The organism is Solibacillus sp. FSL K6-1781 (genome assembly GCF_038630735.1).
In the GTDB taxonomy this organism is placed as follows: Bacteria; Bacillota; Bacilli; order Bacillales_A; family Planococcaceae; genus Solibacillus; species Solibacillus silvestris.
In genome coordinates this window covers 1477052-1497698 of record NZ_CP152038.1, presented here as the reverse complement: position 1 = coordinate 1497698, position 20647 = coordinate 1477052, and the positions used below count along the sequence as shown (strand labels likewise).

Below are 20647 nucleotides of genomic sequence, written 5' to 3'. Positions count from 1 at the left end.
CCCCTTAGTATATTGGGTGGCGAATTGCTTAGATCGCCTCATAAAAACTCTAAAATCGTTTCACTTTCCCAAAATCCACTATATGTTGCTTATACAAAAAGATTACAACCTATTAAGCAATTGAATATCTGTCTCTTAATTTATATAGATAATCAGGTGAAAATATTCTCAACAATTTAGTACTTTTAAATAGTAAAATTAACTGATACCACGATTAATGTTATGGTTTTAATAACAAATCATAATTTCACTTTATATTCCAATATAAGTTATTACATCACATCAGACGGTAATTAAAATATCTATTCATTGTGGTATATGTAAAATGAACATCAATTCCAATAGTGAATTATTATGAAACAAATAGAGTTTTTCGTGTATATCGATGGATTTTGAAAAGTATTTTTCTTTACTCGGATATTTATAATTATTTTTTAAGCCATAATAAAAAGGCATCATCCATTTGAATTAATCAAAATAGATGATGCCTGAGTATATTTATTCAATTTTAAATTGTTCTGCTTATTCTTTTATACTTCCATCTTTAGAATGAAAGCGTAATAAATCCCCATTAACAACTTTATCTGAATAGTGAAGTTTTTCTTCTACCATCGCTTTTAATTTATCTGCTGTTTCCATTTTCGATTCATCGAGCATTTCGCCTGTTTTCGGATCGTAGTATTTGCCGTCCAATGAATAGATCGTCGGGCTGACAAAATTACCGTTTCTGAACGGAACGATTTCGCTATGCTCTTCCGATAGCAGGTCTGTCCCAAAATGAATATTGTTTTTCGTTTCAACACCAAGTAAATGCAGTACTGTCGGAAGAAGGTCTATTTGGCCACCATACGTATGGTTAACGCCGCCTTCCATACCCGGCACATGAATAAAGAGAGGCACACGCTGTAAATCGGCATTTACAACAGGTGTCACTTCTTCACCAATAATTTGTTCCATCGCTTTATTATGGTTGTCGGAAATTCCGTAATGGTCTCCGTACATCACAATCATTGTATTTTCATACAGACCGGATTCTTTTAAATACGTAAAGAATTGTTCAATTGCTTCGTCAGCGTATCGAGCTGTCTGGAAATAATTATCGACACTCGTATCACCTGTCGTCGCTTTCCCGATCGACACTAAATCCTGGTCAATCTTATATGGGAAGTGATGGGCAACCGTGATGAATTTTGTATAGAATGGCTGCGGCAATGTTTCTAGCAAGCTTTGCGACTGCTCGAAAAATGGTTTATCCATTAATCCGTACTCCGCCATGTTTTTCGAATTTGCTGTATCATATGAACTTTCATCAAAAAATTCATCATAGCCAAATTGATTATAAATCATATTTCGGTTCCAGAAGCTGCCGTTATTACCGTGGAATACTGCAGACGTATACCCATAATCTTTTAGAATCGATGGTGCGGCTTCAAACGTATTTTGTCCTTTCGTAATAAAGGCCGAGCCTTGTGGCAATCCGAATAAAGAATTCTCTAACATAAATTCAGCATCGGACGTTTTGCCCTGCGCTGTTTGATGATAAAAGTTATCGAAATACATTGTATTTTCATTTTTAACCAATGAATTTAAAAACGGTGTTACTTGTTCGCCATCAAGCTCATAGTCAATTAAAAATGACTGCATAGATTCCAAATGTAAATAAATAACATTCATATCTTTTGCTTTACCAAAATACTTCTCGTTTGGTTGAGATGAAAATGAATTTGTATAGTTTATTATTTCCGCAATATCACTGCTGTCAGCTGAAGCACGCTCTGAAGATGCTTCAAACGTTTTAACAGAATCATAAATTGAATAATTGTACATTCCTAAATATTTTACGATATAACTGCGGTCAAAGCCTCGGCTCAATAAATCCGGGCGATCTGCTTCCGCTAATTGCAAGTTAACAATAGACAATATAATTGCCGCAGCCACAACTGCTGCCGGCATTTTGAATCCGATTTTGCCGGATTGGAAATTAATTTTTTTTGAAAAACGAATATAGATCAACACGAAAATATCCACAAAAAATAATACATCATAAGGTTTTAATAAAGTTAATACACTGCCGCCTAAATCCCCGAAATTTTGTGTTTGAGATATCGTAGGTAGTGTAATAAAATCGCTGAAGAAACGATAATATACAGCATTTGCAAATAAAAGAATTGTCATCAACGTATAGATAAAGATCAATACTGTCAGTTTTCTTTTTCCTTTAAACAGAAATGCAACTGATAAAAATAGTAGCGCAGATCCCAATGGGTTGATCAATAAAAGAAACTGCTGGAGCGGCCCCTCAACACCCAGCTTAAACTGCGTCACTTGTGTAATGTAAGTTTTCGCCCATAGCATTAAAACGGCCAGAACGAAAATCGCTAGGAAATTATTTAATAAGCTTTTATTTTTTACTAAGTTTTTCACCTTGTAATCACTCTTTCTATTCAAAACATTTTTCCCTTTATATAGAGAAAAACAAGATTTAATATATCAAAAAAACATTAACCTATGCAACTATTATGTAACGATGTCCGATAGCAATTGTTGCCAGGAAATGTTGTTCTTGAACAAAAACAGTAAAAAAATGGAGGTTAGCCTAAGCAAATCCCTCCATTTTTTAGGTCTAGCTATTAATATTGTAGCTTTCTAATCTTATTTAGGAAAAACTTTTTTAAAGCGGTCACAAACAGTCAGCATTTCCTCGGTAAATTCCAGACCTTGCGCTGAGAGTTCTCTGCTAAAAAACGCGACATGTGCTTCCTTCCATTCCTCATAAGTACCTTCTCCTTCTGCCAAAGCAAAATCAACAGGTACTTCATTGAATGGGTATATTTCAATAGAATAGGATTGTATGATCGCTACCGGTTCATCCTTACTGTTTAAAACAATTTGGTAGTCCCCAATTTCCGGTAAACTTTCCCCTTCTCGTTCATACAACGGAAAACTCGAGCAAGTTGCGGTTTTAGTGCCCTCCTCGACAAGTCCTGCAAGCCAATCCGCCTTTTCACCAAATTGAAATGCTTCTTTATAACGGATATTTTCCATACCTTCCGAATCACAATAATGCTGCCAATATGCTTCTATATTATTCATTTGCTTAACTCCTTTTGTTTCGACTGCGCCCATTCAAATGGACCATCATGAACGGTTAGCTGCTGATTTTCTAGCCAAGCCGTTCTCGTAAATAGTTTTTGCAAAAAATAGCGGTCATGACTAATCGCAAGTATGGTTCCTTCAAAGTTCTCCAATGCTTCTTCAAGCGCTTCCCTCGACTCAATATCAAGATGATTCGTCGGCTCATCCAATACAAGAACATTGCATTTTTGAATCATTAATTGAGCTAATCGAAGCCTCATTTTTTCCCCGCCGCTTAGTTGATCTACTTTTTTAAATACATCATGACCGTAAAACAAAAATTTGGCGAGCATATGCCGTGCATCAAATTCCGTTAGCGAAATTTGCTCTCGGAATGCATCGATAAGACGCTGCTTGCCGTTCAATTGGTCAAACTGCTGTGCAAGGTAACCGATCTTTAAATTGCTCCCTTGTCTTGCCTCTCCATCAACCGGCGCAATTTCCCCTAATAGAATTTTTAATAACGTGGATTTTCCCGTACCGTTATTCCCAACAATCGCTACCCTATCTTGAAAATGTATCGATAAATCAACATCCATAAATAAAAAGTCATGTTCAAACCCATGGGAAATGTTTTTCAGCATAAACACTTCTTTTCCAGTCCGGTCTTCGGTTTTCAATTGTAAATTCATATGTCGCTCGGTTTTGGGCTTCTTGACGATTTCCATTCGTGCCAGCATTTTCTCCATTACTTTCGCTTTACGGTATAAATCAGGATTGGGAGGAGACGCTTCATTCGCCCATTGTCGTAATCGGCGAATCGCCTCTTTCATCTTCTGAATCTTTTTTTGCTGTTCTTCATATGCCGCAAACTGTTGCGCTATTTTTGCTTCTTTATTATTAATGTACTGATCATAGTTACCCTTACTTACCCAAATTTGGCCGTCTTCAATTTCTGCCACATACTGAACAATTTTATTTAAAAACATCCGGTCATGCGAGATTACAACAACGGTACCTTTGAAGTATTTCAAATAATCTTCAAGCCACTGTGTTGCAGCAAGATCCAAATGATTTGTCGGTTCATCCAACAGCAAAATATCAGGCTGCTGCAATAAAATTTGAGCGAGCATTACCTTTGTTTTTTCTCCTCCGCTCAGCGCATCAAAAGGTTGATCTAATAACTTTGTAATCGCGAGTCCATTGGCGATCGATGCGATTTTCGCTTCGATTTCGTATCCGCCCTTTGCTAAATAATGCTCTTGCAGCTCACCGTATTGATTTAAAATCTTCTCCGATAAATCAGTTGCCATCTGCTTTTCCAAATGAGCTAAACGGTCTTTAATTTGATGTAATTCAGCAAATGCTTTTGACAATACATCAAAAACGGATGTATTCGTGTATCGGGGAATTTGATGCAAGTAGCCGATTGTTTGACCTTTCGATTTTATGATCCGTCCTTCATCCGGCTGTTCAATGTCTGCCAGTACTTTAAATAATGTCGTTTTTCCGCTGCCGTTTCGACCGACAATTGCGATACGTTCACCTGTATTTACTTCTATAGAAAGATCCTTAAAAATGGTGTTGCCACCGATAATTTTCGTAATGTTTTCTGCTTTTAACTGCATATTTCTACGCCTCCAACGGCGCAGCTAAAAAACAAAAAGACTGCTCATTAACGAGAGCAGTCTTTTCAGTATTGGTGAAAAGAATGAAGTTAATTAGCTACGCATTATTTTTAAATTGTCTAAAAAAGGACACACCTATCCCGTTAGACCCGAATTTAAAAGTAATGACACGTGCAAAATACATAGCTGTATCCACTTTTACACCTGTCTCAATCGCCAACTTCTTCATTCCGTTCACCTCCGTCCATTTGAATTGTTCTAATATTACCATATTTCAATAAATATGTACATACTGGAAATGAGTGCTTATTTTTGGGACGGGATTCTACTTTTCGGCGGTTTCGTTCTACTTTCTGGTTGAGATATTCCACTTTCTCACTCAAACTTTCTACTTTCCTCTCAACTTGTTCCACTTTCGAGCCCTGATGTTCTATATCCGCCTTATCCTCCTCCCCCGATCAAGAAAAGCCGGAACTTTTATTTTCCCTTTTTACAAATTTGCGTTACGATAATAAGTGGATGCAATTTAGAATGGAGGAAGTTTTCCTTATGTCGAATAAAGCTTTACAAAAAGATGCGATGCGCGTATTAAAAGAGACGAGCCGTACATTTTTTATCCCCATTACTTTTTTAGATAAAGAATTAAAATTAACGGTTGCCTCGGCCTATTTAGCGATGCGAGCGATTGATGAAATTGAAGATCATGAAGATGTTTCCAATGAAATGAAAAATGCAACATTATTAAAAGTAGCGGAATTATTGAAAGCCTCTGTCTTCGATAACAATGCTTACCTTGGTGCCTTGGCACCTATAAAGGACAAAATGCCTGAAGTGACACTACGTCTTGCTGACTGGCTGGAAGTTTGCCCTCAAGGAGCTTTCTCTATTGTCACATCTGCGACGAGTGAGATGGCGGAAGGGATGGCAAAATGGGCGCTCGCAAATTGGCAGGTGCATACGAAAGAAGACTTGGACGACTATACCTACTACGTGGCTGGTTTAGTCGGTGTCATGCTTTCGGAGCTTTGGGAATGGAGTGTCGGCACGAAAACAGACCGTGAACTGGCAATCGGCTATGGTCGCGGTTTACAGGCAGTAAACATTCTACGTAATGAGCAGGAAGATTTGGATGAGCGCGGTGTCAGCTTCGTACCCGATGGCTGGACGCGTGCTGAACTATTTGCTTATGCAGAGGAAAACCTGGCAAAGGCCGACCTTTATATGAAAGATTTAGATAAACGTTCGATTAAATTATTCTGTAGACTGCCTTTAGCATTGGCGCATAAAACGTTGCAGGCCATGAAAGAAGGACGAGAAAAAATGTCCCGCTCAGAAGTTGAAGCGACAGTTGAAGAAATCCAGGTAGACTAAAAAGAAGTGTGTTGAGGGGTTCTCCCCAAACACACTTCTTTCTTACATAATAATGGCAATTGCGATACTGCAAATTGCACAAAGCACTACATAAGTAAATGAAATAATATGACGACGCTTTTCTCTTCTTAACCAAAACTCCAATAATCCACGAACTATAAATAAAATCATAATGAACGCAAACAATACAGAATATAATGTTTTTTGGTCAAATAGATTAATAGTTACATACGATAAAAACATGAAACATAGGAAGATTTCCAAGAAGAGATGCCAAATCCCCACATACTGATCCATAAATTTCTCGTTTTTTGGGATGTTATATTTTTTACGTAAGTTTAAATCGAGTAAACCTGCTCCAAAAAATGCGATGATCACTACTACAATTAACACAAGCGACTTCCCTTCTATATCTCTGTTTGTAAATATTGCTGTCGTAATTCTTCAGGCACTAAATCGCCGCCTGTTGACCATATAATATGTGTGGCGTTTTCCATTTTATCTGTTAGCCCATGCTTTTCAATGTACGAAGTCCCCTGCATCATTAATTCGATCGGACCATAAACTCCCGCATGTGCTGAAGGCTCCATAAAAATGTTTTCCGTCTCAAACATACCTTTTAAACTTCTAAATAAAAAGCTGTCATCCACAGTATAACATCCGCTTATAACGGATTCCATCAATGTTCCGACAAATCGTGAAGGCCGCCCTACCGCCAATCCGTCAGCTTCCGTCCGATTGGACAACCCAATATCATTCACACTAATTTTGTCATGCATACCGGTCATCAATCCTAAAAGCATACATGGTGATGCAAATGGTTCTGCAAAGAAAATATGAATATATTCACCGTAAATTTGTTTTAAAGTATAGGCAATTCCTCCAGGCGCACCGCCAACACCGCAAGGCAGATAAACAAATAACGGATGATTTGCATCGACTGTAATTTTTGCTTGCTGTAGCTGTTCTTTCAGGCGCAGACCCGCTACTGAATATCCTAAAAACAGATCGATGGAATTTTCATCATCAACGAAATGGCATGTTGGATCCTGTTCTGCTACTTGGCGGCCGTTTTCCACGGCAGACGTGTAATCAGATTCGTATTCGATTACTTCTACTCCTTTTTCGCGCAGCAGTTCTTTTTTCCATTCCTTTGCCTCTATCGACATATGCACCGTTACCTGGAAGCCAAGCTCTGCGCTAATAATACCGATACTCAGACCTAAATTGCCCGTTGACCCGACCGCTACTTTATATTGACTAAAAAATTTACGGAATTCTTCACTATGGAAATTTGCGTAATCATCTTGTTCTGTTATCATACCGGCATCGATTGCCAGCTTTTCGGCATGACTCAACACCTCGTATATACCGCCACGCGCTTTAATCGAACCGGCGATCGGTAATGCATGATCACATTTAAGCATTAATTTTCCGGGAATATTAAAACCGCGTCTTCCTTCTATAAGTTTCTTCATCGACGCAATTTCTTTTAATTCCGATTCAATAATACCGTCTGAAAATTTCGTGATTGGAAATGCGACCTTTATATAAGAAGAAAAACGCTTCAATCTATTTTCTGCGTCCTGGATCATATCGAGTGTTACTTGTTCGGATACTTGACTATCTTTCGCTACATTTTCATTTTCCCAAAATACGTATTGTTCGGATTGCAGCTTTTCAATTAACGGAAAGCGCGCTTTTAATGCGTCTAAATTTAGGATTTGCTGATTCATTTATGATTCCTCCTTCTCAAAAATCGCACGTTCACAAATTTGTCGAAATTTTGTTTCAAAAGCCAAATTATTTTCTCCCGTGCGCTTTTTGGGTCCTTTCGTACGTCCCCCTGCACGTCTTATTTTCGCACTTTCAAATCGAAATGCCAACAGTTGATCTATGTTGTCTGACGTCAGTTCTTTCCCGTTGTGATTGATCACAATTCCACCTTTTGCTATACACATCGCAGCAAGACCATAATCTCCTGTTATGACAATATCTCCTCTCTTTAAGACACTGAGGAGCTTAAAATCAACAGAATCTGGTCCCTTGTCGACAATAATTGTTTTTGCACCCTCCCGTTCCATTCGATGTGATGTATCGCAGAACAAGATTGGTCTTATCTCATATTGAGATGAAATAAACAGCGCTAAATCAACAACCGGGCAAGCATCTGCATCAATTAATAGTTGTAAAATAGTTCATCATCCTTTCCAAAAGCAACTCCAAATCATTATATCAATATAATAATTGAAAACGTTTTCTCTTTTTTAACATCGATTTCACACAGTGATGTTACATAAAATATAATTGAATTGTTTGATAATTCATACTAATGTATACTTATTAATCCATTTGGGGGTATAAACATGACGACAATGACAACAACGAGTAACGCACAGCAATATGTTGATGGAGTGTTTGAAAAATTAAAATCTAAGAACGCACATCAATTAGAATTCTTACAAGCAGCGGAAGAAATTTTCCTTTCTCTAGTTCCTGTATTCGAACAACATCCTGAATACATTCAACATAACATTTTAGAACGTATCGTTGAGCCCGACAGAATCATCTCTTTCCGTGTCGCTTGGCAAGATGATCAAAACCAAGTACAAGTAAACCGCGGATACCGTGTTCAATATAATAATGTTATTGGGCCATATAAAGGTGGTTTACGCTTCCATCCTACTGTAAACGAATCTATTATGAAGTTTTTAGCCTTTGAACAAATTTTCAAAAACGCTTTAACTGGTCAACAGATCGGCGGAGGTAAAGGCGGTTCCGACTTTAATCCAAAAGGTAAATCAAATGCAGAAATTATGCGCTTCTGCCAAGCATTCATGACAGAATTATACCGCTATGTTGGTCCTGATGTCGATGTTCCGGCCGGAGATATTGGTGTAGGTTCACGCGAAGTCGGCTATTTATGGGGGCAATACAAGCGAATTCGCGGTGCATATGAAGCAGGTGTATTAACAGGTAAAAAACCTGGCTACGGCGGTTCATTAGCACGTACAGAAGCAACAGGATACGGTTTAGTATACTTTGTTGAAGAAATGCTTCGTGAAGCAAAACTTTCAATTAACAACAAAACAGTTGTCGTTTCAGGATCTGGAAATGTAGCAATTTATGCAATTGAAAAAGCCCAGCACTTTGGAGCGAAAGTAGTGGCCTGCTCAGATTCTTCAGGTTACATTTACGATCCGGAAGGCATTAATTTAAAAATTGTTAAACAGTTAAAAGAAGTTGAAGGGAAGCGTATTAAAGAATATGTAAATTATCGTCCAAATGCTCTTTATACAGAAGGCTGTGACGGTATTTGGACAATTCCATGTGATATCGCTCTTCCATGTGCAACACAAAATGAAATTAACGGCGATCAGGCTCGTACGTTAATTGCAAATGGGGTAAAAGTCGTTGCAGAAGGTGCAAATATGCCATCGAATTTAGATGCAATCAATGAGTTTTTAGCGAGCGATGTATTATTTGGTCCTGGTAAAGCAGCAAATGCAGGTGGTGTTGCCGTATCAGCACTTGAAATGGCTCAAAATTCCGGCCGTAATTACTGGACTTTCCAGGAAGTTGATGAAAAACTGCATGGCATTATGAAATCAATTTTTAAAGAAAGTTCGGATGCAGCGAAAAAATACGGTTATGAAGGCAATTTAGTTGTCGGTTCAAACATTGCCGGCTTCATTAAAGTAGCGAACGGTATGCTTGTAGAAGGCGTTTATTAATTAACAAAAACCCGCAATTTCCTTCGATTAAGGAGTATTGCGGGTTTATTTTTTTAACGTACTACTAAAACATCACATTTGGCGCTGCGTACAACATTTTCCGATACAGAGCCGAGTAGGAAGCGTTCTGCACGGTTTAAACCAGTTGCTCCGACAATAATCAAATCGGTATCGGCCAAGTTCGTCAATACTGCTTTCGGCGACCCTTCTTCAACTGATACTTGTACATTTTTAACGCCGGCCTGCTCTGCTATAACCTTGTATTCCTTTAACTGATCAAGAGTTTTTTCCGTTAGAGCCTTTGCATACTTTAGATCATATGCTTCCACTGAGCCGAAAGAATGTGTATCAATTACACTTACTAAATGCAATGTGGCATCTGTCAATCGAGCAATGTTCATACCGCGCTCAAAAGCAACTTTAGCTTTTTCCGAAAAGTCTATTGCCACAACAATATTTTTATACGTTTTTAGCATCTAAATCACTCCTTGTCTAAAATTAGTATAACAAATGTTACCATTACATTGTAAACAAAGGGCACACTTCCCATAAGGTTAGACGTCTTTCTTCAAAATACGAACATTTTTATGTTATTAATATAAAATCATTCGTGTTATAATAAATCTTGAAATTACTATTGGAGGTATCTCACGTGGAATTAATTTATACAGGTAAAACAAAAGATGTATTTAAACTAGAAAATGAACTTTTTTTATTAAAATTCAAAGATGATGTAACTGGAGAAAATGGTGTTTTTGATCCAGGTGCAAATACAGTCGGTTTAACAATTGATGGTGCCGGGCTTGCCGGGTTAAAACTTACTTCCTTCTTTTACTCTAAATTAAATCAATTAAATGTACCGACACATTACGTAGAGGCAAATTTTGATGAAGCGACAATGACGGTTAAACCAGCAACTGTTTTCGGAAAAGGTTTGGAAGTTATTTGCCGATTTAAAGCAGTCGGTTCTTTTTTACGCCGCTATGGTGCTTATGCAACAGAAGGTCAGGATTTGGATTCATTTGTAGAAGTAACAATTAAAGACGATGAACGACTCGATCCTCCTATTTCAGAAGATGCACTCGCAATGCTTGGTATTTTAACTCATGACGAATATGCAATTTTGAAACAACGCACAATCGAAATTTCAAAATTTGTTGCAGCTGAGTTAGAGAAAAAAGGATTAACGCTTTATGATATTAAATTGGAATTTGGCCGCGATGCAAAAACAGGTGAAATTTTACTGATTGATGAAATTTCAGGCGGTAATATGCGTGCATATCAAGGTGATACATATATTGAACCATTACAATTAGAAAAGATTTTGCTTGCTGAATAATTACAACTTTTTAATGCCTTTCATCAAGCGCTAGAGGAACATTCCGGACTATCCGGTATGTTCCTTTTATTTTTACCCCCTTCCCTTTTTCTAAATAAAATGCTACACTTACTTTTGTACTTCAACGCGTTGAAGCGCGAAACTAAATAGCGAGGTCTAATCATCATGAATGCAAAACAGCATGTAAAACCACATTTTTTTGAAGCTCTTATTTTAATTTTATTTATTATTGCACTCATCTCCTATAGCATTATGAAACTCGGCAGTGTGCCACACATTCCGATTTTAATAGCTATTATTGTCCTGATCATGTATGGTGTACTGCGAAAAGTACCGTACCCCGTCATGGAACAAAGTATGATTGCTTCTGTGTCAACAAGTATTGGTGCAGTTTTTATTTTTCTGTTAATCGGTGTATTAATCAGCAGTTGGTTAATAAGCGGTACAATTCCTACGTTACTTTATATAGGTCTTTCCATTATTTCTGCGAGCTTTTTTTATGCGGTTATCTTCATTATTACAAGCATTATCGGCACAGCAATCGGCAGTTCGCTTACTACCGTTGCAACAGTTGGTGTTGCGATGCTAGGGGTTGCGAGTTCTATTGATGCTTCACTTGCGATTACAGCAGGAGCAATTGTTTCAGGAGCCTTTTTTGGGGATAAAATGTCCCCGTTGTCCGATACGACAAACTTGGCGGCGACTGTTGCAGGCATCGACTTATTTACGCATATTAGAAATATGATGTACACTACAATACCCGCATTTATCATTTCACTCATTGTCTATGCGTGGATTTCTCCAAGCAGTCAGCATATGGATACGGGACTTATTACAAGTTTTAAAGAAACACTGCTTGCGACGAATTTAATTCATTGGTATGCGGTTATTCCACTCATCGTTCTGATTGTCTGCACGATTTTTAAAATGCCGAGCATTGCTACACTGACAATTAGTGCGATTTCCGGCATCGTGCTATCGTATTTCCACATCTCGATTCCATTGAACGAACTGTTTGGGATTTTGTATAACGGCTATTCAATGGAGACCGGAGTCGAAGCAATTGATTCATTACTGTCACGTGGCGGAATGAACAGTATGCTGTTTACGATTATTTTGATTGTACTATCCCTTTCTATGGGCGGATTACTCTTTACGCTCGGCATTATCCAAACATTGTTACAGGCGCTTCAAAACCAGTTGAAATCGGTCGGTTCGGTTATCACGGGAACAGCATTTACTGCAATCGGAATTAACGTTACAATCGGTGAACAGTATTTATCGCTGTTATTAACAGGTGAAGCATTTAAGGAAAAATTCAAAGCCGTTCAGCTTCATCCGAAAAATTTAGCCCGTACAATTGAGGATGCAGGTACTGTCATCAATCCGCTCGTTCCATGGAGCGTGTGCGGTCTGTTCATTGCTTCTACATTGAATATTTCTGTCATCGACTATTTACCGTTCGCATTCTTTTGCCTGTTAAGTCCAGTCATCACGATTTTGTTTGGCTGGTTGAATATTACGATTACGAAAATCAGCAATAATTAAAAGATCGCCTGCTCCGTTATAGAACGAGCAGGCTTTTTATTTTCCTGCATTCCCACTCCCCCATCAAATTAATCGATAATTCTGTTTACATATATATCACTTTATGATATATCGGGAGGTGACCTAGTGAAAAACAATGAGCAATTGACCGATTCAATGTTTCATATTATGTCCGCATTAACAACGCCCCAACACGGATACGCGATTATGAATTTAATTGAAGAAACATCAAAAGGGAATATTTCAATCGGTCCAGCTTCAATGTACACGATTATAAAAAAACTTTTACAAAATGGTTGGATTTATTTATACGACGATACGGATTCAAGGCGTAAAGTGTATTTACTGACGCAAAAAGGCAAAACCGTTTTAAAAGAGGAGTTAACAATTAGAAAGCTGATGATTCAGTTAGCTGAAAGAGGAATGGAGGATGAAGTATGACAAAAACGAAGTATATGATGTCTGGTGGATTAGCATTTTCTGAGCAAAAGGATTTGGAAAAATTGCATAAACTTTCGCTTGAAGGTTGGCATGTCCGAAGTTTTTCATTTTTAGGCTACACACTTGAAAAAGGTGAATGTGCTGATTATGTATACAGTATAGATTATCGAACACTGGAAAATACGGATGAAGAATACTTTGAATTTTTCAAAGATGCAGGCTGGTCACTTGTGGATTCTGCAGGTGATATCCATTTATTTCGTGCTGCTCCCAACACGAAGCCGATTTACACGGACCGTGATACAACGATTGAGAAGTATAAAAACCAAGTGAAGCCATTACAACTTGCTTCGTTGATACTTGTTCCGAGTACAATCATTTCTTGGGTGATTACACAACAAACGTTTGGCATCATTCACACAATTTCCTTTATATTAGCTCTTCTATTTACCATAATTACGATCCCTTTACTCTGGACTGCGCTGACTGCATTCGGGAATCAATGGAAAGCAGAAAACAAAAACGGTTTCGTTATAGCTACAAAGTTCATCCCTGCTATCGCAGTATTAATTGCGATTTTTGCATTGTTACAATCGGACTTAAAAGCAGTACAGATTGTAGCTGCTGCTGTCATTGGTGCAACCGTCTTTGTTGCGTTTATTTCCTTATTAATGTCTCTTTACCATCTGATTAAAGTCAGGAAAGCATAATATATTAAGGTATCGGTTGAGACAGAACTAGAATCCAGTAAATAAAGCTCCCCAGAGCAGAAAAGCAGCAATTTTCTCAAAAGAAAATTGCTGCTTTTTATTTTTTCTTAAGTTTTCAGCATGCTACAAACTAAACTGCAATTCGCTTCCCGAAAATCGCCTTTAAAAGAGGTGGTGTCACAATTGTTGTTACGATAATTACAATTATAATGGATGTATAGTAATTAGCCGGCAGCAAGCCACCTTCAAGTCCCATTGCAGCCAATATTAGTGCAACTTCGCCTCGCGAAACCATTCCAGCACCAACACCCATCGATGATTTCGTATTGAATCCGGCTAATTTTGCACCTAATCCAGAGCCGATAAATTTCGATACGACTGCTATAATTGAAAACACGACGATAAACCCGATTTGATCGCCAATTCCATCGAATGAAACGGCTAACCCGATACTGACAAAGAAGAATGGAACAAAAATCCCGTATGCAATCGGCTCAACCTTATGCTCAATTTCATTTTTAAATTCTGTTTGTGCAATCGCAATCCCCGCAAAGAAAGCACCGATAATACCTGCTATACCTAGGAACTCCGCAAAATATGACAAGCCAAAACAAATCATCAGGCCAGCGCTTAATATCGATTCTGTAACTTTAAATTTCTTAAATATTCTAATGAAGTGTGGGATAAACCATTTTGCAAGCACAATCAAGATGGCGAAGAATAATACTTTCTTACCGATCAATACACCGATATTTGTATCAGAACCGGCAAAGAAACTCATCGCAATTGCGATTAAAATAACGACTACAATATCATCCAATACGGCCGCACCGAGTAATGTTGACCCTTCTTTACTATTCAGCCAGCCAAGCTCTCTTAATGCCTGTACCGAAATACTGACAGATGTAGCAGAAAGTAATAAACCAATAAAAATGGATTCTCCTACAGACATTCCGTAATACTGTGAACCTGCATAACCTAAAATAATCGGCAGAATAATACCACCTAAAGCAACATAAATCGCCGCTTTTTTGTTTCTATTCATTTCCTGAAGATCCGTTTCAAGACCAGCTAAAAACATTAAAAGTAAAACACCTATTTGACTAAATACGGTCAACAGTTCAGTATCATGAACCCAACCAAGAAGGGCTGGACCGAGAATAATACCAACAATTATTTTCCCCAGTACAGATGGTTGCCCAATTCGCGCAGCAAGATTTCCAGCGAGCTTCGTAGCAAATAAAACTAACGCAATTTGTAAAATAAACATAAATTTCCCCTTTCAATGCAAAAAAGACAAGGCGGTGCCATAGTTGACTATGGCTCCACCTTGTCTTGCACTTATTATTTAATTTAATGTTCTTAGCTTTATTTTAATATAATTACCCTCGCTATTGCAAGTATATTCTATAGTAAACTATGCTAGTATTCTTATTTCTGCCTTATCCAATCCCCAAAAACATCTTTAATTCAGGCATTTGTTTTTGTGCCTGTTCATAGCCGACCGCATAATTGGCTTTCATTTGATCGACTTTGCTTTCAAAGCTTTTGATTGGGCGGTCCGGCTTAAAAATGAATGCTTCCTGATCCGTCTCTTTTTGAGCGATATGTTGCATTGTTTTATTATACATATCCGCACGATGTCTCATTGCAGCCGCGAGTCTTGGGTAACGTTTTTGGAAAAGCTTCGTTGCCCACTGATTCGTTTTCGAGGCACTTTTTATATAGCCGGGTTCCCTCGTCAAAATTAGCAAATGCTTGTTATATCCTTTTTCGATGGCACGTTTAATTGGAATCGAATCGGATAGTCCCCCATCATAATACGGAACATTGTCAATTTTAATCTCGGGAAAAAGTATTGGAATCGCACATGTTGCCTGAAGTATATCACATGTTTTTGTCATACTATGCGCACTTTTATACTCTACCTTTCCGGTATATGCATTCGTTAATCCGAACTCCACCTCACCCGGGTAGTTGTAATAAGCATCCCAATCAAATAAATCAAGCTGATTCGGCACAATATTATAGGCAAAATCCAATCCAAAAAGACTTTTTTCTTTTAAGAAATTTCGCGCTCCCATATAGCGTGGATCATTGCGATACGTCGTTAAAACACGCATTGTCCGTTCAGGCTGATTTGACATATAGGACACCGCGTTAATGGCACCCGCAGAAATCGCTGCAATATACGGCATCTTTATTTGTTCCTCCATTAGAGCATCTAAAACTCCTGCTGTGAAAACTGTTCGAAATGTCCCGCCTTCAAGTATTAAACTACAATCCTTTACTTCATGCATCATCGTCACACTCTTTCCCCTATTTCCATCTTTCCTCTATTTTACTATATGTCTTAAATAATATAAAAAATATTTCTTAATCGAATTTTCGCTACTTCCTAAATATTCAGAAATATGGTATTATTTATTTCGAATATCGTAATATTAGGAGGCTACTTATGTCAATGTTGAAACGTAGTGATGTACCGGTTGAAGAAACTTGGAATTTGGAAGATTTATTTGCTACAGAACAGGCCTACACAGCAGCAATCGAAGAGTTAGGGCAACTTGTAGAGGAAACTGCTGCTGAACTCGCAGGGACAATTACAGATGTACAAGGTGCGATTAAGGCAATTGAGGCAACGGAAAAAATTCAGGAGAAGATGGTGGTCATTGGAACATATGCGAGTCTTTCACATAGTGTTGATCAGACGAGCACCGAAAATCAGATGCGTGCTGCTAGCTTCGGTTCTTTCGCTGCAAAACTTGCAACCAAGCTATCATTTGTAAAAAGTGATTTGCTTGCCTTGGACGAAGCCGTTTTAAAAGAAGCACAAAATATAAAACCGGAATACGCTAACTTTATTAATAAATTATTAGTACAAAAGCCGCATCAATTACATCCTGAAGCGGAGAAAGCTCTAGCGGCATTCGGTGCAACATTTGACGCGCCATATGAGCTTTACAATACAACAAAATTAGTCGATATGCAGTTCCCGAATTTTGAAGTAGATGGTGAATCATTCCCGCTTAGCTACAACTTGTTTGAAGGCGATTGGGAGCTTGAAACGGACACGGATAAACGTCGCGCTGCTTTTGAAGCCTTTTCAAAAAAACTGCGTGACTATCAGCATACGACTGCCAAAACATATAATTCACACTTGACGATTGAAAAAACGGATGCAGACCTTCGTGGCTACGACAATATTTTTGATTCATTATTACAGTCACAGCAAGTGGATCGCTCGATGTATAACCGTCAAATCGATTTAATTATGAATGAGCTGGCACCACATATGCGTCGCTATGCGAAACTTCTGCAAAAAACACATCAGTTGGATAAAATGACATTTGCGGATCTTAAAATTTCATTGGACCCATCATATGAGCCGACAATTACGGTGGAAGAGTCCCGCCAATATATGAAGGACGGTTTAGCCATTATGGGTGAGCATTATACGAACATGATTGACCGTTCCTTTGATGAGCGTTGGATCGATTTTGCACAAAATGCCGGAAAATCAACTGGTGCATTCTGTTCAAGCCCATATGGTGTACACCCGTATGTATTGATTTCTTGGACAAGCCGAATGAATGAAGTATTCGTTTTAGCCCATGAACTTGGTCATGCCGGTCATTTCTATTTGGCAAATGAAGAGCAAAACATTTTTAATGCAAGACCATCACTTTATTTCATTGAAGCTCCATCAACAATGAATGAAATGCTTATGGCAAACCACCTATTAAAAAATTCAACTGATGCGCGCTTTAAACGTTGGGTCATTTCAACAATTATTAGCCGTACGTACTACCATAATTTCGTGACACATTTACTTGAAGCAGCTTACCAACGCAAAGTATATGAAATTATCGATGCTAGAGGAAGCGTCAATGCACCTAAACTAAATGAATTAAAACGTGAGGTGCTTGAGCAGTTCTGGGGAGATACAGTTGAAGTAACTGAAGGCGCAGAATTGACATGGATGCGTCAGCCACATTACTATATGGGCTTATATCCATATACGTACTCTGCAGGTTTAACTATTTCAACTCAAGTTTCACAACGGATTTTAAACGGTGACGAAGCAGCTGTTGAACAGTGGATCGATGTATTAAAAGCAGGCGGCACGAAAACACCTGTTGAACTTGCACAAATGGCCGGTGTCGATATTACGACTGAACAGCCATTACGTGACACAATCGCATTTATCGGTGATTTAATTACGCAATTGGAGCAACTGACTTCTGAGCTTCAAACAGTTTAGCGTGATGCTACAATCAGTGGAGATTATCTACATCCCACTGATTGTTCGTCCTCACTATATTAGATTGCAGGGTGTGCTGAATTTACTTTCAAGCACATCCTTATTAGATGGCTACCGAAGTGTTGATAAAATCCTCTTGCTGGAACAATTCAGATACCCCTGATTCGATTGCAGCTGATCCAACCGCTTTTGCAACTACTCCTGCAACCCGTTCGTCCATCGAACTTGGGATAATGAAATCTTCATTCAGCTCTTCGTCCGTTATAAGCGAAGCAATAGCCTCAACTGCCGCCAGCTTCATCGATTCATTTATATCCGTTGCTCTTACATCCAATGCACCACGGAAAATACCAGGGAAAGCTAACATATTATTCACTTGGTTAGCATGGTCAGAACGGCCGGTACCGATAATTTTCACGCCCCACTTTTTCGCATTTTCCGGCGTTATTTCAGGATCCGGATTTGCCAATGCAAAGACAATTGGATCTATAGCCATCGATTTAATATGCTTTTCCGTTAAAATATTTGCTGCCGAAACCCCGATAAAAACATCTGCCCCTACTAATGCATCATCTAAAGTGCCGCGTAATTGATCCGGATTCGATAAATTAGCGACCTGTTCTTTCACCGGATTCATACCTTCAGGACGGCCTTCATAAATAATGCCCTTCGTGTCACACATTACGACATTTGTATAACCCATCTGAATTAGAATACGGAGAATCGCAATACCTGCAGCTCCAGCTCCGTTTATGACAACCTTTAATTTCGCGACGTCTTTTTTCACAAGTTTCACCGCATTAATTAAACCTGCCCCTACGACAATTGCTGTTCCGTGCTGGTCATCATGAAATACAGGAATTGAACATTCAGCACGCAGTCGGTCTTCAATTTCAAAACAGCGTGGTGCTGAAATATCCTCCAAGTTGATTGCACCATATGTCGGTGAAATCGCTTTTACAATATTGACAATCTCGTCTACATTTTTAGTATTTAAGCATACCGGCACCGCATCAACATTTGCAAAGCGCTTTAATAATAACGCCTTCCCTTCCATTACCGGTAAGGCAGCTTCCGGTCCAATATCCCCTAATCCTAAAACCGCGGTTCCGTCTGTAATAACCGCTACTAAATTTCCTTTCATCGTATAGTCATACACCGTTGAAGGATTCTGCTCAATTGCAAGACAAGGGGCAGCGACACCCGGTGAATAAGCTAAACTCAAATCATATTTATCCTGAACCGGAACTTTTGCACGAATTTCCATTTTCCCTCCAAAATGTTCGTGCATTTCAAGCGACTTTTTCATTAAATCCATAATTACCATCCCCTTCTAATTTTTGAAGTCCTTTGTAATTACGAATGTTAACCTCTACCTTTTATTTTGTCAACGATAGCTTTTAAAATTTATAATAAGTTCTTAAAATACTCTATAAGCATTGATATAACAACGTTTAAAGCGATTAGTAAGCGCTTGTTTAACTTGTGATTTTAAACACAATCAATTATCCCAGAAAAGTAAATGTAAGGGCTGTCATTTTCAAAACCGCGCTTTATCAAGGTGAAGTATGTGATGAATTGCACGAAGTATTTTCAATTTAGTAATATGAAACACTTCACAAACTTTCCAAAAAAAATTTTGAACAGCACTTTTTGTCTCCATTTCCGCGTACATTTGTTACACTTATACATAACGGAGGGAACACAATGACAGAAAAAACACATACCGAGGAACTGACAGAAGAAGAATTTTTGGAACTTGTTTTGGAAGAACAGGAAAAGGCGCTTGCAAAAGCACGAGAGGAACGGTTAAACCCACAGCCGAAAAAACCGAAAAAGCAAAAACCATTTGTTCGGATTGTAGTATGGCTGATGGCATTAACATTAGCTTTTAGCACGTTTGCTGTGATTTTCAATGTGTATTCCATTCCTGCCATCGAATTTTTAAAAGTATCGGCACAATTATCAAATCAGGAAAATATCCAAACATATAAACAATCTGTTGTCACAATTGATACCGACTCCGGAAAAGGAACAGGATTTGCGGTATCGGATAATGGCTACATAATTACGAATGATCATGTCATTGAGGATGCATTGACGATTACCGTTGTCTTTCCTGATGACTCACTCTATAAAGCTGAAGTAGTTGAATCATATGAAGAATATGATCTAGCACTGTTGAAAGTGGATGCGGAAAACTTGCCATTTCTGTCACTTTCCCCATCGAGCGAATTCCGTAAAAATGAGCCTGTCTATTTTATCGGCAATCCGCTTGCATTTAGCGGGATTGCAAATAAAGGAACGGTTATTGGCTATACGACTGCTGCTGACATCCAGCCCGACATCATTATGATGGATGCTCCTGTTTATCGCGGAAACAGCGGTAGCCCGGTCATCAATGAAAACGGACATGTAATCGGGGTTGTGTTTGCAACAGGTACTCGTGAAGGTCACGGGAAAGTCGGATTGTTTATCCCGATTGAAAATGTGCATGAGCTGTTTCACACTTATTTAAAGTGATAAGGAAAGTCGAT

General features: G+C 38.4%; 19 protein-coding genes. 8 read left to right on the top strand and 11 right to left on the bottom strand.

Annotated elements, in window-relative coordinates; all coding sequences use genetic code 11:
- Positions 1-522 precede the first annotated feature (522 nt).
- The 4 genes from MHH37_RS07335 to MHH37_RS07320 form a co-directional block, all read right to left on the bottom strand.
- The gene (locus tag MHH37_RS07335) at positions 523-2424 is read right to left on the bottom strand and encodes an LTA synthase family protein (protein WP_342575648.1); all 1902 of its coding nucleotides are present in this window, start codon (positions 2422-2424) and stop codon (positions 523-525) included.
- Between the two features lie 228 nt (positions 2425-2652).
- Positions 2653-3093 (bottom strand): ASCH domain-containing protein, encoded by a 441-nt coding sequence (locus MHH37_RS07330; protein ID WP_340798190.1) that lies wholly within the window; start codon positions 3091-3093, stop codon positions 2653-2655.
- Entirely contained in the window at positions 3090-4703 is a 1614-nt protein-coding gene (gene abc-f / locus MHH37_RS07325) for an ABC-F type ribosomal protection protein (RefSeq protein WP_342575645.1), read from the bottom strand. The genes MHH37_RS07330 and abc-f overlap by 4 nt, the downstream gene beginning before the upstream one ends.
- Positions 4704-4800: 97 nt before the next feature.
- Positions 4801-4932: an RAxF-45 family protein gene (locus tag MHH37_RS07320; protein WP_008404783.1), complete on the bottom strand. Its 132-nt coding sequence runs from the start codon at positions 4930-4932 to the stop codon at positions 4801-4803.
- A gap of 320 nt (positions 4933-5252) precedes the next feature.
- Between MHH37_RS07320 and MHH37_RS07315 the strand changes: the two genes are divergently transcribed.
- Positions 5253-6074, top strand: a complete 822-nt coding sequence (locus MHH37_RS07315; RefSeq protein WP_342575642.1) for a squalene/phytoene synthase family protein — start codon at positions 5253-5255, stop codon at positions 6072-6074.
- 42 nt (positions 6075-6116) lie between these two features.
- Here MHH37_RS07315 and MHH37_RS07310 read toward each other — a convergent pair whose 3' ends face one another.
- The 3 genes from MHH37_RS07310 to MHH37_RS07300 are packed head-to-tail and all read right to left on the bottom strand — an operon-like array spanning position 6117 to position 8269.
- The gene (locus tag MHH37_RS07310) at positions 6117-6467 is read right to left on the bottom strand and encodes a DUF4181 domain-containing protein (protein WP_008404785.1); all 351 of its coding nucleotides are present in this window, start codon (positions 6465-6467) and stop codon (positions 6117-6119) included.
- Between the two features lie 14 nt (positions 6468-6481).
- Positions 6482-7810, bottom strand: coding sequence for a D-serine ammonia-lyase (locus tag MHH37_RS07305; RefSeq protein WP_340798187.1), 1329 nt, complete (start codon positions 7808-7810; stop codon positions 6482-6484).
- The gene (locus MHH37_RS07300; RefSeq protein WP_342576225.1) at positions 7811-8269 is read right to left on the bottom strand and encodes a DUF188 domain-containing protein; all 459 of its coding nucleotides are present in this window, start codon (positions 8267-8269) and stop codon (positions 7811-7813) included.
- Between the two features lie 171 nt (positions 8270-8440).
- On the opposite strand from MHH37_RS07300, the gene gdhA reads away from it, so the two are divergent.
- Positions 8441-9808, top strand: coding sequence for an NADP-specific glutamate dehydrogenase (gene gdhA / locus MHH37_RS07295; protein ID WP_008404788.1), 1368 nt, complete (start codon positions 8441-8443; stop codon positions 9806-9808).
- Positions 9809-9861: 53 nt separating this feature from the next.
- On the opposite strand, the gene MHH37_RS07290 is transcribed toward gdhA, so the two are convergent.
- A complete protein-coding gene (locus tag MHH37_RS07290) occupies positions 9862-10284 on the bottom strand; it encodes a universal stress protein (protein ID WP_342575636.1) in 423 nt (140 codons plus the stop codon).
- A 176-nt stretch (positions 10285-10460) separates the two neighbouring features.
- On the opposite strand from MHH37_RS07290, the gene MHH37_RS07285 reads away from it, so the two are divergent.
- The 4 genes from MHH37_RS07285 to MHH37_RS07270 all read left to right on the top strand — a co-directional run bounded on the left by MHH37_RS07285 (position 10461) and on the right by MHH37_RS07270 (position 13846).
- On the top strand, positions 10461-11147 hold the full coding sequence (locus MHH37_RS07285; protein ID WP_342575635.1) for a phosphoribosylaminoimidazolesuccinocarboxamide synthase: 687 nt from the start codon (positions 10461-10463) through the stop codon (positions 11145-11147).
- A 165-nt stretch (positions 11148-11312) separates the two neighbouring features.
- Complete coding sequence (gene nhaC / locus MHH37_RS07280; RefSeq protein WP_342575634.1) at positions 11313-12695, top strand: Na+/H+ antiporter NhaC; 1383 nt, start codon at positions 11313-11315, stop codon at positions 12693-12695.
- 126 nt (positions 12696-12821) lie between these two features.
- Positions 12822-13136 carry a helix-turn-helix transcriptional regulator gene (locus tag MHH37_RS07275; RefSeq protein ID WP_342575632.1) on the top strand — a complete coding sequence of 105 codons (315 nt, stop codon included), beginning with the start codon at positions 12822-12824 and terminating at the stop codon, positions 13134-13136.
- Positions 13133-13846 carry a DUF2812 domain-containing protein gene (locus MHH37_RS07270; RefSeq protein WP_342575631.1) on the top strand — a complete coding sequence of 238 codons (714 nt, stop codon included), beginning with the start codon at positions 13133-13135 and terminating at the stop codon, positions 13844-13846. The genes MHH37_RS07275 and MHH37_RS07270 overlap by 4 nt, the downstream gene beginning before the upstream one ends.
- 130 nt (positions 13847-13976) lie before the next feature.
- Here the strand turns inward: MHH37_RS07270 and MHH37_RS07265 are convergent, their stop codons facing one another.
- Together MHH37_RS07265 and MHH37_RS07260 are read right to left on the bottom strand one after the other, a co-directional pair.
- Positions 13977-15116, bottom strand: a complete 1140-nt coding sequence (locus MHH37_RS07265) for a cation:proton antiporter (RefSeq protein ID WP_342575629.1) — start codon at positions 15114-15116, stop codon at positions 13977-13979.
- Between the two features lie 172 nt (positions 15117-15288).
- Positions 15289-16149, bottom strand: a complete 861-nt coding sequence (locus MHH37_RS07260; protein ID WP_342576224.1) for a patatin family protein — start codon at positions 16147-16149, stop codon at positions 15289-15291.
- 155 nt (positions 16150-16304) lie between these two features.
- Between MHH37_RS07260 and pepF the strand changes: the two genes are divergently transcribed.
- Positions 16305-18110 carry an oligoendopeptidase F gene (pepF, locus tag MHH37_RS07255; RefSeq protein ID WP_342575627.1) on the top strand — a complete coding sequence of 602 codons (1806 nt, stop codon included), beginning with the start codon at positions 16305-16307 and terminating at the stop codon, positions 18108-18110.
- A 103-nt stretch (positions 18111-18213) separates the two neighbouring features.
- Here the strand turns inward: pepF and MHH37_RS07250 are convergent, their stop codons facing one another.
- Entirely contained in the window at positions 18214-19428 is a 1215-nt protein-coding gene (locus MHH37_RS07250; RefSeq protein ID WP_342575626.1) for a malic enzyme-like NAD(P)-binding protein, read from the bottom strand.
- 389 nt (positions 19429-19817) lie between these two features.
- Between MHH37_RS07250 and MHH37_RS07245 the strand changes: the two genes are divergently transcribed.
- Positions 19818-20633 carry a serine protease gene (locus tag MHH37_RS07245; protein ID WP_342575625.1) on the top strand — a complete coding sequence of 272 codons (816 nt, stop codon included), beginning with the start codon at positions 19818-19820 and terminating at the stop codon, positions 20631-20633.
- Positions 20634-20647: the final 14 nt, after the last annotated feature.

Bases quoted from the DNA above. Each gene is read 5' to 3' on its own strand.
- MHH37_RS07315 (WP_342575642.1), top strand. From the start codon at position 5,253: ATGTCGAATAAAGCTTTACAAAAAGATGCGATGCGCGTATTAAAAGAG.
- MHH37_RS07320 (WP_008404783.1), bottom strand. From the start codon at position 4,932: ATGAAGAAGTTGGCGATTGAGACAGGTGTAAAAGTGGATACAGCTATG.
- abc-f (WP_342575645.1), bottom strand. From the start codon at position 4,703: ATGCAGTTAAAAGCAGAAAACATTACGAAAATTATCGGTGGCAACACC.
- MHH37_RS07250 (WP_342575626.1), bottom strand. From the start codon at position 19,428: ATGGATTTAATGAAAAAGTCGCTTGAAATGCACGAACATTTTGGAGGG.
- pepF (WP_342575627.1), top strand. From the start codon at position 16,305: ATGTCAATGTTGAAACGTAGTGATGTACCGGTTGAAGAAACTTGGAAT.
- MHH37_RS07245 (WP_342575625.1), top strand. From the start codon at position 19,818: ATGACAGAAAAAACACATACCGAGGAACTGACAGAAGAAGAATTTTTG.
- MHH37_RS07305 (WP_340798187.1), bottom strand. From the start codon at position 7,810: ATGAATCAGCAAATCCTAAATTTAGACGCATTAAAAGCGCGCTTTCCG.
- MHH37_RS07260 (WP_342576224.1), bottom strand. From the start codon at position 16,149: ATGATGCATGAAGTAAAGGATTGTAGTTTAATACTTGAAGGCGGGACA.
- nhaC (WP_342575634.1), top strand. From the start codon at position 11,313: ATGAATGCAAAACAGCATGTAAAACCACATTTTTTTGAAGCTCTTATT.
- MHH37_RS07265 (WP_342575629.1), bottom strand. From the start codon at position 15,116: ATGTTTATTTTACAAATTGCGTTAGTTTTATTTGCTACGAAGCTCGCT.
- MHH37_RS07330 (WP_340798190.1), bottom strand. From the start codon at position 3,093: ATGAATAATATAGAAGCATATTGGCAGCATTATTGTGATTCGGAAGGT.
- gdhA (WP_008404788.1), top strand. From the start codon at position 8,441: ATGACGACAATGACAACAACGAGTAACGCACAGCAATATGTTGATGGA.
- MHH37_RS07290 (WP_342575636.1), bottom strand. From the start codon at position 10,284: ATGCTAAAAACGTATAAAAATATTGTTGTGGCAATAGACTTTTCGGAA.
- MHH37_RS07270 (WP_342575631.1), top strand. From the start codon at position 13,133: ATGACAAAAACGAAGTATATGATGTCTGGTGGATTAGCATTTTCTGAG.